The following is a 13,931-nucleotide window of genomic DNA, read 5'->3' on the forward strand; positions in this document are numbered from 1 at the left end:
CTTGATGCGCGGTGCGATGCAGGCTTGTGACGCAGAGCGTCACGATCGGCATGCAAAGGGAGCACAGGGAACGATAGTCGTGCGTCGATCACGCATTCCAGTTGTCCACAAAAAAGCCAGGACACAGGTCCTGGCTTTTCACTTGTCGCCGCTTGTTACAGGCCTTCGAGGATGTCCGACATGTCGTCGGCGTGTTCTTCTTCCTGAGCAAGGATCTCTTCAAAGATGCGGCGGGTGGTCGGATCGCTGTCACCGATGTACTGAATGATCTCGCGATAGCTGTCGACCGCGATGCGCTCGGCAACCAGATCTTCGTACACCATTTCCTTCAGCGTGTTGCCCGCAACGTATTGTGCGTGGGAGTTCTTCGACAGGAGGTCCGGGTTGAATTCCGGCTCGCCGCCCAGCTGCACGATGCGCTCGGCCAGCTTGTCGGCGTGCTGTGCTTTCTGTTCAGCGTGCTCCAGAAACTCGGCTGCCGCCACGCTCGCCTTGAGGCCGGACGCCATGTAGTAGTGGCGTTTGTAGCGCAGCACACAGACCAGCTCGGTCGCCAGTGACTCATTGAGCAGGCGCAGCACGGTTTCGCGGTCAGCGCTGTAACCTTCAGTCACAGCACCATTCTCAACGTTCTGGCGCGCACGCTGGCGCAGAGTATTTACATCGGAAAGCTGTGATTGCGGTGCAGAAATCATCATTTATCTCCAGGGTTCATCAGGTTTTGCTGTCCCGCTCTGTGTGTTGCCCGGCAGGATCAGCAAAGGTTGTGAGTGCTGGAGGAGGGGAAAAGTTTTATCGGATTTTCGCCGGTGCGGACGGTTGTGACTGAATGTAAAAATATAAGAAACGAGTGCAGAACGCTGCGGTCCCAACCATGAGACCCAAATAAATCGTGGAGATACACAATGCTTAAGTTTCTCGGAAGCACCGTCGGCATCATCTTTCTGATCGGCCTGGTCGTGGTCATCGCCCTGTTCAAGCTGGTTTTCTAAGCGTCAACCTGCTGGTTGGCGTGGTCACTGCGCTCTGAAGGATTCTTTGGGGCGCGGTAATGATTTTTTAGAAATGGACTGGGCGTCAGACGCTGCTCGTTAGAGGTATTTGGTCCAGAAATAAAATATCACGGATGCCGTCATGGCTAGCATGCCGATCATCCACGCCGCCAGAATGCGCACTTTGAGCTCCGCAGGAAAGTTTTTAAGATCCTGAGGATCGACGAGTTTCCTTCTGATAAGCAGGCCCGGCGTCGATAAAACCAATGCAGCCATCCAAAGGCGCTGTACTTTGCTGCGTAAATCATCACCTGCATACAGTCGCTTATAATCATTTACAAACTGACAGTTCGATAGGTGTGACTCGACAGTGTCGATGTACCGATGTGCTGTATATGCCATTGTAATCAAATTTAGAAATACTGAAGCCATGATGATGCCGGCTATGATGCCAGGCTCTACAGTGTTCAATACGTTGGCTCCCTGTTTGAGCTGATTTTTTGCGACTCTGAACTTTAGATGATGTGAGAATTACAATGCCCTGAAGCTTAATCAGTGCGCTAGAAGATGACTCGGCGCTGCGGCGCACGCCAATGGAATTGTCCGGGTATTAGTAATCTCCTCTTGAGATGGCCAGTGAATTTGTTCAACTCATCTGCATCAGTCAGCCTTTAAGTTTGCCGGGTAAGCCACCTGCGTACAGTACTTTTCGGTTTGATGAGACGAATGAGGATTTTGGTAGCTGTGATTCGATTCCACCTGTGTAAATGTGCGCTACATAAATAATAGAGGGCAAGCTGAGCGCCATAATTGTAAAGATAATAATGTCTGCTAATCCTGACTCGATACTGGTCAATTTTTGATCTCGTCTAGTACCTTAAAGTCCTAGGTAGTGTCCGGCGATTCTGAGCGCCATCATCGCTGTGAATAAAATAAAGGTTATGGTTGTCGGAATGATCAAGAGGTTTTTGTAACGTGCTGGAAGGCGTTCAACCTCCGAGGCATCAATGATTCCTCTTCTGGCGCTTAGTTTTGGTAACATTAGCACTACTGAAATAACGCCGCCGCGCATAACCTTTCCGAGCAGGCCTCCACCCGACCATGCCTCTCTAATGGTCTGTACGGAAGAGCAGTTTGGTAGCTGCTCCTCAATGATCTCAACGTACTTATGCGCAATGATAGCGGTGGCGAAAAGGTTGAGTATCATAGGTACCATTATGAGTATACCGATCAAGCCTACTGGGATATTTGTCATTTTGAAACTGCCTCATAAATGTACTCTCCAATTCGCTCGCCGACCCATTGGCCTCCTTCTCCGCCTACCCATCCTCCAGCTGCACCCCCGATTATAGTGCAAGCCAGTGCCCCAGGCCCTGTTGTGATACCTAGCGCCACAAGACATATACCGCCAGCTATGTACCCACCCCCAGCCCCGCTAACAGTGGAGCCTCCGATACTAAACAGTAATGAGCTCCCCTCCACATATTTCGCCCTTTGACATTGCTCCTCGCGGCCTACCGTACAGGCCTTATGAATCGAAAGCCCTGTGGCGCCCACCTCAAGCGCAGTCCCTATATACGTTCCTCTCTTGATCCATTTGGAGGCTTTGGCCACGCCAGATACCTTGTCAGCGTATCCCGCGATTTCTCCTGTGTGCATGTAGCTATTAGTCGAAAGTCCAAGCAGTCGTTTGATCGAGCCTTCGTTGCGCAGTCCGGATCCATACGCCAGAAAATTGTTCAGCAGCTTATCAAGCTTCATGAACAACTCAGTTCGTTTGGCGTAGAAAGCGTCTCGTTGGGTCATCGTGCCGGAGCCCATGTGTTCCCGATAAAGTTTTTCGATCTGTTGAAGGGCTTTCTTGATCTCGTCCATATGCTTGGCCCAGCCATCACTCGTGGCGCCTATCCCCATGGACGTATAAGAAATCGTCTGCTTGAGCAACTCAAAATTCTCAAGAAAAAAGTCATCTCCCTCCACGCCATTCACCAGCAACGCTGTATGCACTTCCGCAGCCTTGGCCATCAGGAAGGCTTCCTGGGCGGTAGACGAGGACGTGGACGCGTCGCCGACGATGACCAGCTCACCGGCCAGTACGACGCCGCCCGAGATGTGGGAATTGAGGGCGACGAATTTGGCTTTGGCATTCTTTGGCAGCGCAAGGTTGGCGTTCAAAGAATCGAAGGTCTGTGTTCTGGAGTTGATGAAGGATCGTGCTTCGGCCATGGTCGTGCCTCACGAGTACTTTTTATTGTTGATCCGGTCCCAGCCGCCAGTCACGTTACCGCCTGCTGTGCCATCGACACGTTTCTGCAGGGTGTAGGTGGTTTTGATGCGGCCGTAATTGAGCTGTACGATTTCGATGGGGATGCCCGCGCTTGCGCTCTGGGTGTAGTCGGCGATGATGACTTCCTCGAGAACCACTTCGTAGTATTTGAGCTTGTCGGTGCCTGCGCGGCAGAGTACCAGCTTCACTTCCTTGAGGTGCTGGCCTGCGCAGCTGGCTTCCATGAGCTTGCAACTGGCGCTGTCGAGGTATTTGGTAAACGTGAAGTTGGTCATGGTGGTGCGACCGGATGAAGCGCCGCCCGAGGAACTGGCGGTGGCAGAGGTGCTTTGGTTGACGCCAAAGTTATAGCCGGTGATTTCGATCCACTTGCTGTACTTCTCGTCCAGCGCCTCGCCCGGGATGTCTGCGATCTGAATAAAAGCGTCGAAAGCCATATGAACCTTTCCTTGGTCATTAGTGATGCGGTGTAGTGATTTTAAGATGAGTGGCTATGACAGCAAATTTGTACATGGGTTTCAAGGCGCAAGCGGTGGTTTGAAACGCAATGTCTAATGACGGGTTTAATACTTAAACATCAAAATAGAAATGCCCGGCGCATTGCGCGTCGGGCGTCTGTAAGTTATTTCCGTTACATCGCTTTTTCGTTTTTCTCGCGTTGTTCGCAGGTCATGAAACCTTTGTTGGTCACGCGACCGTCGCTGTTGAAGCTGACGTGGTAAACCTGTTTGTGGCCATCTTTGGCCAGGACGTAATTGTTGCAGGTGCCTGGGTTGACCTTACGCTCGATGGTGCTCGACGGCTCGCCGCCGATGGTCAGGACCTGCTGGCGCGTCATGCCGTTCTCAACCTGCTTGACCAGCGGTTCGTTGCGATAAGTGACGTAATCCACCGGGTTCTGCACGGTTGTGTTACTGCAGCCGGCCATCGTCGCCAATACAAAAGTCGCCGCGAAGATTTTCTTGTACATCGTCATTGCTCCACATGTCAGAGCCGGTCTTGGCCCGGTAGCGCTTTGAGCAGGAAACCGGGCTAAGAGTTCGAAAAAAAGATGGCGATACGGCAGTACCTCTCGCGACAATCCCTGACCGCGAGGTGGCCCTTTGAATATTCGCCAGCACGTTCCCGAAACCGCGAGGTCAATCTGATGGCACGGTCGGACATTAGGGTCCGGCCCTGGGCTCGGTCATCGGTTGTCGGACCGTAGTTCGTTAATCAGCCGCTCCTCAGTGACGGCCAGGAAGATGCGATGAGCGATAAAGAACTGTATGAAATCGAGTACACCTTGCTGGGCGAGCACCACGTAGACGTCATCGAGAATCTGGATGTGCCCATCATCGAAGTGGTACACGAGCTGGCGCTCAAGCACCATGTCGAGCTGGACGATCTTTCAGTCGGTGAAGCCGGCATGGCTCACGCCGCCGGAATCACCGATGTGTCGATTCATAGTGTGGAGGGCAGTGAGGGCAGCGCGACTGCCTAACTCGTCTTTGACCGCAGCGGGGTCGTCCAGCGTTCTGCAAGGATGACGCCGCACAGGGTCAGCGCTCCGCCGAACAGGTGATAGAGCGCAAGTTGTTCGCCCAGCGTCGCCGCGGCGATCAATGCCGTGGCGATCGGCATCAGGTTGAAGAACAGCGTTGTGCGGCTGGGCCCCAGACGCATGATCGAGGTCATCCACAACCATGGCGCAAGCATGGAAGTCGGAATGGCTGCATACAGCACCATCGGAATGTTGCTGGCATTCAAGCCGGTTTTTGCCGACAGGATAAAAGGCGGCAGCAACACGATAAGCGCCAGCAGAATCTGTACGTAAAGCAATTGCAGGGGCGGCAGGCACAATTGCCACTTCTTCAGCAGCGTGCTGTAGACCGCGTACGACGCTGCGGCCACCAGCACCATCGCATCGCCCCGATTGACGCCATGATCGATCAGCCCAGCGGGATTGCCCGCCGACACCACCACTACCACTCCCACGAATGACAGCACAGCGCCCAGCAGTGCGCCACGGGTCAGGCGATTGCCCAGGCAGGCTATCGACAGCCCCAGCGCCATCATGGGCACCAGCGACTGAATGATCCCCATGTTGGTGGCGGTCGTCAGGCTTGCAGCGAAATACGCCAGGCTTTGATACATCGCAGTGCCGAGCACGGCAAGAATGAAAATTTTACCCAGCACCGGTTTGATCGCGGCGCGATTTGCCCAGACAGGCCTGAGCATGAAGGGTGTGAACAGCAAGCCTGCCAGCGCCCAGCGATAAAAGCCTATTTCAGCCGGAAAGATCACTCCGGCAGACGCCTTGGTGACGGCCGTATTGATCGCCCAGATAAGGACTGTAATCAGTGGAAAAGCGTATTGCATGAGGGAATCATCGTTAAAGCGAGGCGTAATTATCCGCCTGTTGGTCGAGAGTGCCAGCGGCGATGCAGTGTGCCCCGTCATGGGTCGGAACATCTGACTACACTGAATCACAGCCTGCGCCGTCCGGTGCGGTGGTTCTGGAGAGTGGATCGATGAAGAAGCTCGGTATTCCTTTATTGCTCGTTGGCTTGATGCTGTCTGCTCAGGGGTTCGCGGCGACTGCGCAGCAGAACAAAATGACCACTTGTAATGCCGACGCCAGCGCCAAATCGCTTAAGGGCGATGAGCGCAAGGCGTTCATGAGCACTTGCCTGAAAGCGGCACCAACGCCGGCAGCTACCCAGCAGGACAAGATGAAGACCTGCAATGCGACCGCCAGTACTCAGGCACTCAAGGGCGACGCTCGCAAGAGTTTCATGAGCGATTGTCTCAAGAAGAAATAATTTTCCAGCCAGAGCCATCGCTACAGACAAGGCGCGCGGGTGCAGTAAACACTGCACTTTGGCGCCGTTATCGAGCCGATCATCGGGCAGATGATTGCGCCGCACTTTTTCCGGCTTTCGGATCACTGGTTCTCGACTGAGAAGGCTGGCAGACTGCCCACCTTCCTTGTGTTGCCCGTTGAGGGTCTATGCCAACGTTTTCTGCGCGTCAGGTGTTAATAGCCAGCTGGATTCTTGTATTTGGCGGTCTGTTATTGGTGTTGCCATTCAAGTTGCTGCCCAGCCTGCTGGCCGGACTGTTGGTGTTCGAACTGGTCAACATGCTGACCCCCAAGTTGCAGCGTCTGATCTCTGGCGAACGCGCCCGCTGGCTGGCGGTAGCGCTACTGGGTACTGTGGTGGTCAGCCTGCTGACACTGATTTTTGCCGGTGTCATCAGCTTTGTGCTGCACGAAGCCGAAAACCCCGGGGCCTCGCTGGACAAGTTCATGACCCTGGTGGATCGCGCGCGCGGTCAGCTGCCGCCGTTCATTGATGCCTATCTGCCTGCCAGTGCGGCGGAGTTTCAGGTCTCTCTTGGGCAGTGGCTGCAGAAGCACGTCGGCGAGTTGCAGTTGATCGGCAAGGGCGCAGCACACATGTTCGTTACCATGCTGATCGGCATGGTGCTGGGGGCAATCATCGCCTTGCAGCGTATTTCCGATGTCCATGCGCGCAAGCCGCTGGCGGCCGCACTGTTCGATCGTCTGTATCTGGTCAGTCGCGCATTTCGCAACATCGTTTTCGCCCAGATCAAGATTTCCCTGCTCAATACGGCGTTTACTTCGGTATTCCTGGCCATCGTCCTCCCGTTGTGCGGGATTCACCTGCCGCTGACCAAGACCCTGATCATCATGACCTTCCTGCTCGGCCTGTTGCCGGTGGTGGGTAACCTGATGTCGAATACGCTCATTTTCATTGTCGGCATGTCGATCTCGATCTGGGTAGCGCTGGCTGCGCTGGGTTACCTGATCGTGATTCACAAGGTCGAGTATTTCCTCAATGCACGCATCGTCGGCGGACAGATCAATGCCAAGTCGTGGGAGTTGCTGCTGGCGATGCTGCTGTTCGAAGCCGCATTCGGCCTGCCGGGTGTGGTGGCAGGGCCGATTTACTATGCGTATTTGAAGAGCGAACTGCAGAAGGAAGGGTTGGTCTAGGGCGCGTGGATATCTGACTGGCTAGAGTCTGCGTTGCGGCTGGAATCTGTGACGCAGGGCGTCACGAACGGCATTCCCACGCTGCAGCGTGAGGAACGATAGTTCTTTAACTACCGTGCCTGCGCTCCGAGTCATACCACTAGCCGTAGCGCTTCTTCGCTTCAATCGCCAGGCCGCTGCCGATGCTGCCGAAGATGTTGCCTTCGACGTGGCGGGCGTTGGGCAGCATGGCCGAGACGCTGTTGCGCAGGGCGGGGATGCCGCTGGAGCCGCCGGTGAAGAACACCGTGTTGACCTGTTCGACACTCACGCCCGCGTCGCTGAGCAAGTTCGTCACGCTGTTGCGCACGCGCTCAAGCTGAGCGTCGATTGCCGCCTCGAACATCACCCGGCTCAGGTCCACACTCAATCCTGCTTCCACCCGGTCCATTGGCAGATGGCGGTTTTCAGCGTGGGTCAGCTGGATTTTGGTTTCTTCCACTTCCATGGCCAGCCAGTGCCCGGCGCGCTGTTCGATCAGCTTGAACAGGCGGTCGATGCCACCCGTGTCTTCAATGTCATAACGCATGCTGCCCAGCGCCAGCTGCGACTTTTGCGAGTACACCGCATTGATGGTGTGCCAGGTCGCCAGGTTCATATGGTGGCTGGTCGGCATGTAGGCACCGCTTTTCATACGGCTGCCGTAACCGAACAGCGGCATCACGCCTTGCAGGCTCAGCTGCTTGTCGAAGTCGGTGCCGCCAATGTGCACGCCGCCCGTGGCAAGAATGTCCTGTTGGCGATCATCGTGCTGGCGTCGCTCGGGTGACAGGCGCACCAGCGAGAAGTCCGACGTACCGCCGCCGATGTCGACAATCAGTACCAGCTCTTCGTCTTTGATGGTGGATTCGTAGTCGAATGCCGCAGCAATAGGTTCGAACTGGAACGATACGTCCTTGAAGCCGATCTTGCGGGCCACTTCGGCCAGAGTGTCTTCGGCTTCCTGATCGGCCTGTGCATCGTCATCGACGAAATGCACCGGGCGGCCCAGTACCACTTGCTCGAACTCGCGTCCGGCCGTGTGCTCGGCGCGTTTTTTCAGCTCGCCGATAAACAGCGCCAGCAAATCCTTGAACGGCATCGCCGTGCCCAGCACGCTGGTGTCATGCTTGATCAGCTTTGAGCCCAGCAGGCTCTTGAGCGAGCGCATCAGGCGGCCTTCATAACCTTCCAGATACTCGTGCAGCGCCAAACGGCCATACACCGGGCGGCGCTCCTCCATATTGAAGAACACCACCGACGGTAGAGTAATCTTGTCGTCCTCCAGCGCGATCAACGATTCCACGCCGGGTCGTTGCCAGCCGACTGTGGAGTTGGACGTGCCGAAATCGATGCCGCAGGCACGGGCCGGGGATTGGTCATTCATGTCTTTTACGTTCCAGTCAAAAAACGGCCGCGCAGTTTATGTCAGCGCGCGCCAATTGCGTAGCGCGACACGTCGCTTATATTTACCTGACTGTATTTACCGTCAAGGCTTGAACTGAAGCCCGTTACCCCCAATCTTGAAGGGATTCTCGGTAGACCTGGCTGTCGAACACGATGTTGTCGAGTGATCGACCCGTCTGCAAAGACGGCCGGCTATCTATAAATTTTCGACGTTAGGTAATCCAGATACCTCGTAAATAGAGGGAGCTGGGCGCGTGACGCCAGCGTATCTGGCTTTGCCGGATAATTCGGATGGGTGATCGTTACATGGATTTCAAAGACTACTACAAGATACTTGACGTTGAGCCGACTGCGGACGACAAGGCGATCAAGACCGCCTATCGCAAACTGGCGCGCAAGTATCACCCTGACGTCAGCAAGGAAGCAGGCGCTGAAGACAAATTCAAGGAAGCGTCCGAAGCCTATGAAGTGCTCAGCAGCCCTGACAAGCGCGCCGAGTACGATGAGCTGCGCAAGTACGGTCGGCAGGGTCGTCCGTTCCAGACTCCGCCAGGCTGGCAAAGCCGGGCTGGCGCAGGCGCTGGAGGATTCGAGGAAACGGCAGACTTTTCAGAGTTTTTCAGCTCCATTTTCGGCGGCCGGCCACAGCAGGGCGGCCGTACCCGCAACCCCGGGCGTACCGGGCAGGACGTTGAGATGGAGCTGGCAGTCTTCCTTGAGGAGACCTTGTCGGGTGAATCCAAGCAGGTCAGTTTCAAGGTGCCGCAGCACAGCCCCAACGGGCAGCGCATGAGCGATATCACCAAGACCCTGAATGTGAAGATTCCAGCGGGCGTCGTTGACGGCGAGCGCATTCGTCTCAAGGGCCAGGGCGCGCCTGGAGTGGGCGGGGGTGCCAATGGCGATCTGTACCTGATCATTCGCCTTGCACCGCACCCTCTGTTCGAGGTCGAGGGCCATGATCTGGTCATCACCGTTCCACTGGCACCCTGGGAAGCAGTGCTGGGCACCAAGGTGGCGGTACCGACGCTGAACAGCAGGATCAACCTGACCATCCGCCCGGACAGTCAGAACGGTCAGCGTCTGCGGATCAAGGGTAACGGCTTGATGAACAAGAGTGGCGAGCGGGGCGACCTTTACGCCCAGCTGAAAATCGTCGTGCCCAAGCACACCGACGAGGCAACCCGGGCACTCTGGCAGAAACTGGCAGACAGTTCGTCGTTCGATCCTCGCGCGCAGTGGAAGGGTTGAGCATAGCGGTCTTGCGATTCTGTCTTTTCTGAATGGGCTGATGCGCCACCCGCATCAGCAGGCAATCAGCCTCGCTCAGTTTTTCGGCAGCACCACATTGAAGGTCGTGCCCTCACCAATGGTCGAGGTCACAGTGATGCTGCCACCGTGGGCGTTGACCACTTCCTTGACGATGAACAGGCCAAGACCCAGGCTGGTCGATGTACCGCGTGTTTCGCTGTTTTCCTCGGTGCTGCGCACCAGCGGATCGAAGATCGTCCCGATAGCGTCTTCGGCAATCGGCTTGCCTTCGTTGTGTACCACCAATATCACCGCTTTCTCGGCACCCGTAACACTGACCGTTATCTCGTGACTGGCCGCACCGTGCTGCAGGGCGTTGCCGATCAGGTTCTGTAGCATCTGGCTGATCCGCCCGGCGTCCCAGTGCCCCTTGGTGTTGCCTTCGATGTTCAGCACCGGAACAGAGTCCGGTCGCCCGGCGCAGGCTTCCTCGATGGCTTCACGGCAAGCACTGGCCAAATCCATGTATTTGCGTTCAACCGGTAGCCCGGCGCCCAAGCGACTGCGCACGAATTCCAGCAGATCGCTGACCATCGAGCCCATATGGCGGGTGCTGGTCTGGATACGTGAAACATAGGACTGGGTCTTTTCGTCCAGCGCTATCTTGCGTGCCAGCAATTCCGTCGACATGCTGACGGCCTGCAGCGGCGCGCGCAGATCGTGACCCAGAATGGCAAGAAATATATCCCGTGAACGGCCAACCCGTTCCGCATAGGCAGCGGTGGATTCGGCAAGCGCCTCGTCGATGGCTTCGTTGAAACGAATCACGTCCTGAAAATCGGCCAGTTGCGGCGCTGCCAGGCTTTCTACCCAGAGGCGGATGACGCTGGCGCGCAGATGGCGAAATTCCGACGTCATCTGCACCAGATCAAAGCCGACCTCATGACGCAACTCGCCATGGCTGCTGGCTGCTTCGTCCAGGCTTGGCGTCTTGTTCAGCTCTTCGCCTCTGGCCTTGGCAATCTCCTCGCTTTTGCTCTGCACAGTTTTCATGTCCCGTGCAGCTGCGAGCAGAATCGATTTGGCGTGATCGCGCAGCTCCAGCTTGCTCATCGAGTCGGCGGCAGGTTTCAGAGTCCTGGCGAAGTCTTCCCATTCATCGACAATGCGATCCACATGAACAACGATGAACTCGGAAAGGCGCATGGCCGACTACCTTGTTGGAGGAGCGTGACGGAAGATGGCGCATATTATCGCTTTTACATGACACGACAAACAGGGCGTTTACTGTCATTTCTGTCAGTAGACTCCCTTTTTTTGCAGGCCTATGTTCAATCAGCGATTAATTGAATGAGGGGCCTGAACATGAGTGTCATCACTGCTACCGATTCAACCTTCCAGAAAGAGGTTGTCGATGCCAGCTGCCACAGGCTTGTGGCGGTGGAGTTCTCGACGAAAGGAAAAGTCAGTAAACGAGGTGATCAAAACGCCAGCGCCAGAATGGATGCCATTTTTGATGCGCTGGAAGAGAAATACGCCGAAAAGGTAAGCCTGATCAGAGTAGAGATCGAGCTGGATTCGGATCTCAAAGACTCTTTGAACCCCGTGACTTCGAACGAGTACGAGATAAATCACGGTCCGACGATGGTTTTTTTCAAGGATGGCAAAAGAGTACGGGAAGACCTTGTAGGGCAGCAAACCAGGGAGCGGATGGTGCAAGTGCTGGATGAGTTGCTACTCACCTCATAACCGGAGATTCAGCATGTTGAAGACAGAGTTTGCAGCGTTCGTCGAAGAGCAGATCGCGCTGGCGGGGGAGATACTGGCAGATGCAAAAGTAAGCAAACGGAACTATATGTCGGGAGGCAAACTCAGCGTTTTTCTTGCTCTGCATCGGGTGTTGCAGGGTAAACCGACTGAACAGGATCTGGGCATGTTCGACGCCATCAACGACTCGCTGCAGTCGTTGCAGATACTGAACTCTAAAGAGACATTCCTGGAGCGTCTTGAGCCTTAGGGCTTTAATCCAGTTTGTACGTCAATCCAGTTTGTACGTCGAGCAGCAGGGGCTCAACAAGAGCCCCCACTTTCGAGCGCTTTGCTAGAACAGAAAATACCGTTGTGCCATCGGCAGCACATCGGCCGGTTCGCACCATAGCAACACGCCGTCGGCCTTGACCTGATAGGTCTGTGGGTCAACTTCGATGTCCGGCAGGTAGTCGTTGTGGATCAGGTCTTTCTTCTGCACGGTGCGACAGCCTTTGACTACGCCGATCTGCTTCTTCAGGCCCAGTGACTCCGGTACGCCTGCGTCGAATGCCGCCTGGCTGATAAAGGTCAGGCTGGTGGCATGCAGCGAGCTGCCGTAGCTGGCGAACATGGGGCGGTAGTGAACCGGTTGCGGTGTCGGGATCGAAGCGTTGGCGTCGCCCATCAGGCTGGCGGCAATGGCGCCGCCCTTGAGGATCAGGGTCGGTTTGACGCCGAAGAATGCCGGACGCCACAGCACCAGGTCCGCCCACTTGCCGACTTCGATGGAGCCCACCTCATGGCTGATGCCGTGGGTGATCGCCGGGTTGATGGTGTATTTGGCGATGTAGCGCTTGGCGCGGAAGTTGTCGTTGCCGGGACCGTCCTGCGGCAGGGGGCCCCGCTGCTTCTTCATCTTGTCGGCGGTTTGCCAGGTGCGCATGATCACCTCACCAACCCGGCCCATGGCCTGGCTGTCGGAACTGAGCATCGAAAAGGCACCCAGGTCGTGAAGAATGTCCTCGGCGGCGATGGTTTCCCGGCGTATACGGCTTTCCGCGAATGCCACGTCTTCGGCGATGCTCGGGTCCAGGTGGTGGCAGACCATGAGCATGTCCAGGTGTTCGTCGATGGTGTTACGGGTAAAAGGCCGGGTCGGGTTGGTCGAGCTGGGCAGCACGTTCGGAGAACCACAGGCCTTGATGATATCCGGCGCGTGGCCGCCACCTGCACCTTCAGTGTGGTAGGTGTGGATGGTGCGGTTCTTGAACGCGGCGAGGGTGGTTTCGACGAAACCTGACTCATTCAGCGTGTCGCTGTGAATCGCGACCTGCACGTCGTATTCATCGGCAACGCTCAGGCAGTTGTCGATGGCTGCGGGTGTGGTGCCCCAGTCCTCGTGCAGCTTCAGACCGATAGCGCCCGCCTTGACCTGCTCGATCAGCGGGCCGGGCAGGCTGACGTTGCCCTTGCCGGTGAAGCCAATGTTCATCGGAAACGAATCCGAAGCCTGGAGCATGCGCGCCATGTGCCACGGACCGGGCGTGACCGTGGTGGCGTTAGTGCCAGTGGCAGGGCCGGTGCCGCCGCCGATCATGGTAGTCACGCCGCTCATCAGCGCTTCTTCGATCTGTTGTGGGCAGATGAAGTGGATGTGCGTGTCGACGCCGCCAGCGGTGAGGATCATGCCTTCACCGGCAATGACTTCGGTGGCCGCGCCGACCGCAATGGTCACGTCTGGCTGGATGTCCGGGTTACCGGCCTTGCCGATGGCTGCGATGCGTCCATTCTTGATGCCGACGTCAGCCTTGACGATGCCCCAATGGTCGATGATCAGGGCGTTGGTGATCAGCGTGTCGACCACATCGGCGGCCATTAGCTGGCCTTGGCCCATGCCGTCACGGATGACCTTGCCACCGCCGAACTTCACTTCTTCGCCATAGGTGGTGAAGTCCTTCTCGACCTCGATCCACAGCTCGGTGTCGGCCAGGCGAACCTTGTCGCCGACGGTGGGGCCGAACATGTCTGCGTAGGCTTGTCGGCTTATCTTCATCTTTCGTACCTCGGATTCAGAGCGGCAAGCTGCAGGCCGCAAACTGTAAGTTTTTCAAAGCGACCAGCGGCGGGCTGCAAGTCGTTAGTCGTCAAAGCTTTTGATCCTCGTGCCGAGTGCCCATCGTCATACACACGTCCCGATTGGATGCCTGCATGACCGTTGCGGCGA

At 56.2% G+C, this 13,931-nt stretch carries 17 protein-coding genes; 7 read left to right on the top strand and 10 right to left on the bottom strand.

The window, feature by feature from the left end:
• Window positions 1-155: 155 nt before the first annotated feature.
• Entirely contained in the window at window positions 156-695 is a 540-nt protein-coding gene (locus tag AC4ANE_RS04400; RefSeq protein ID WP_002555416.1) for a ferritin-like domain-containing protein, read from the bottom strand.
• A 210-nt stretch (window positions 696-905) separates the two neighbouring features.
• Between AC4ANE_RS04400 and AC4ANE_RS04405 the strand changes: the two genes are divergently transcribed.
• On the top strand, window positions 906-992 hold the full coding sequence (locus tag AC4ANE_RS04405; protein WP_441344152.1) for a small membrane protein YohP: 87 nt from the start codon (window positions 906-908) through the stop codon (window positions 990-992).
• A 99-nt stretch (window positions 993-1,091) separates the two neighbouring features.
• On the opposite strand, the gene AC4ANE_RS04410 is transcribed toward AC4ANE_RS04405, so the two are convergent.
• From AC4ANE_RS04410 to osmE, 5 genes are all read right to left on the bottom strand, one after another.
• Entirely contained in the window at window positions 1,092-1,463 is a 372-nt protein-coding gene (locus AC4ANE_RS04410) for a hypothetical protein (protein ID WP_005730426.1), read from the bottom strand.
• A 406-nt stretch (window positions 1,464-1,869) separates the two neighbouring features.
• A complete protein-coding gene (locus tag AC4ANE_RS04415; RefSeq protein ID WP_031598332.1) occupies window positions 1,870-2,247 on the bottom strand; it encodes a hypothetical protein in 378 nt (125 codons plus the stop codon).
• Entirely contained in the window at window positions 2,244-3,218 is a 975-nt protein-coding gene (locus tag AC4ANE_RS04420) for a hypothetical protein (protein WP_002555415.1), read from the bottom strand. The genes AC4ANE_RS04415 and AC4ANE_RS04420 overlap by 4 nt, the downstream gene beginning before the upstream one ends.
• Window positions 3,219-3,227: 9 nt before the next feature.
• A complete protein-coding gene (locus tag AC4ANE_RS04425) occupies window positions 3,228-3,716 on the bottom strand; it encodes an Hcp family type VI secretion system effector (protein WP_002555414.1) in 489 nt (162 codons plus the stop codon).
• 194 nt (window positions 3,717-3,910) lie between these two features.
• A complete protein-coding gene (gene osmE, locus AC4ANE_RS04430; protein ID WP_002555413.1) occupies window positions 3,911-4,249 on the bottom strand; it encodes an osmotically-inducible lipoprotein OsmE in 339 nt (112 codons plus the stop codon).
• Between the two features lie 279 nt (window positions 4,250-4,528).
• Here osmE and AC4ANE_RS04435 point away from each other — a divergent pair, with 279 nt between their 5' ends.
• Window positions 4,529-4,762: a hypothetical protein gene (locus tag AC4ANE_RS04435; protein ID WP_002555412.1), complete on the top strand. Its 234-nt coding sequence runs from the start codon at window positions 4,529-4,531 to the stop codon at window positions 4,760-4,762.
• Here AC4ANE_RS04435 and AC4ANE_RS04440 read toward each other — a convergent pair.
• Window positions 4,759-5,640, bottom strand: coding sequence for a DMT family transporter (locus tag AC4ANE_RS04440; protein ID WP_002555411.1), 882 nt, complete (start codon window positions 5,638-5,640; stop codon window positions 4,759-4,761). The two genes, AC4ANE_RS04435 and AC4ANE_RS04440, sit on opposite strands and share 4 nt — an antisense overlap.
• Before the next feature lie 152 nt (window positions 5,641-5,792).
• Here AC4ANE_RS04440 and AC4ANE_RS04445 point away from each other — a divergent pair, with 152 nt between their 5' ends.
• Both AC4ANE_RS04445 and AC4ANE_RS04450 read left to right on the top strand, forming a co-directional pair.
• Window positions 5,793-6,083: a PsiF family protein gene (locus AC4ANE_RS04445; protein WP_005732120.1), complete on the top strand. Its 291-nt coding sequence runs from the start codon at window positions 5,793-5,795 to the stop codon at window positions 6,081-6,083.
• Window positions 6,084-6,271: 188 nt separating this feature from the next.
• Window positions 6,272-7,282: an AI-2E family transporter gene (locus AC4ANE_RS04450; RefSeq protein WP_002555409.1), complete on the top strand. Its 1,011-nt coding sequence runs from the start codon at window positions 6,272-6,274 to the stop codon at window positions 7,280-7,282.
• A gap of 139 nt (window positions 7,283-7,421) precedes the next feature.
• Here the strand turns inward: AC4ANE_RS04450 and AC4ANE_RS04455 are convergent, their stop codons facing one another.
• A complete protein-coding gene (locus AC4ANE_RS04455) occupies window positions 7,422-8,687 on the bottom strand; it encodes an Hsp70 family protein (protein WP_002555408.1) in 1,266 nt (421 codons plus the stop codon).
• A 326-nt stretch (window positions 8,688-9,013) separates the two neighbouring features.
• Between AC4ANE_RS04455 and cbpA the strand changes: the two genes are divergently transcribed.
• On the top strand, window positions 9,014-9,958 hold the full coding sequence (gene cbpA / locus AC4ANE_RS04460; protein WP_002555407.1) for a curved DNA-binding protein: 945 nt from the start codon (window positions 9,014-9,016) through the stop codon (window positions 9,956-9,958).
• A gap of 75 nt (window positions 9,959-10,033) precedes the next feature.
• Here cbpA and AC4ANE_RS04465 read toward each other — a convergent pair whose 3' ends face one another.
• On the bottom strand, window positions 10,034-11,164 hold the full coding sequence (locus tag AC4ANE_RS04465) for a sensor histidine kinase (RefSeq protein ID WP_002555406.1): 1,131 nt from the start codon (window positions 11,162-11,164) through the stop codon (window positions 10,034-10,036).
• A 159-nt stretch (window positions 11,165-11,323) separates the two neighbouring features.
• On the opposite strand from AC4ANE_RS04465, the gene AC4ANE_RS04470 reads away from it, so the two are divergent.
• Both AC4ANE_RS04470 and AC4ANE_RS04475 read left to right on the top strand, forming a co-directional pair.
• Complete coding sequence (locus AC4ANE_RS04470) at window positions 11,324-11,707, top strand: thioredoxin family protein (RefSeq protein ID WP_031597718.1); 384 nt, start codon at window positions 11,324-11,326, stop codon at window positions 11,705-11,707.
• A gap of 13 nt (window positions 11,708-11,720) precedes the next feature.
• Window positions 11,721-11,975 carry a hypothetical protein gene (locus AC4ANE_RS04475; protein WP_031597719.1) on the top strand — a complete coding sequence of 85 codons (255 nt, stop codon included), beginning with the start codon at window positions 11,721-11,723 and terminating at the stop codon, window positions 11,973-11,975.
• An 84-nt stretch (window positions 11,976-12,059) separates the two neighbouring features.
• On the opposite strand, the gene ureC is transcribed toward AC4ANE_RS04475, so the two are convergent.
• Window positions 12,060-13,760 carry an urease subunit alpha gene (gene ureC, locus AC4ANE_RS04480; protein WP_002555404.1) on the bottom strand — a complete coding sequence of 567 codons (1,701 nt, stop codon included), beginning with the start codon at window positions 13,758-13,760 and terminating at the stop codon, window positions 12,060-12,062.
• Window positions 13,761-13,931: the final 171 nt, after the last annotated feature.

Source organism: Pseudomonas sp. Pme6b, assembly GCF_058129925.1.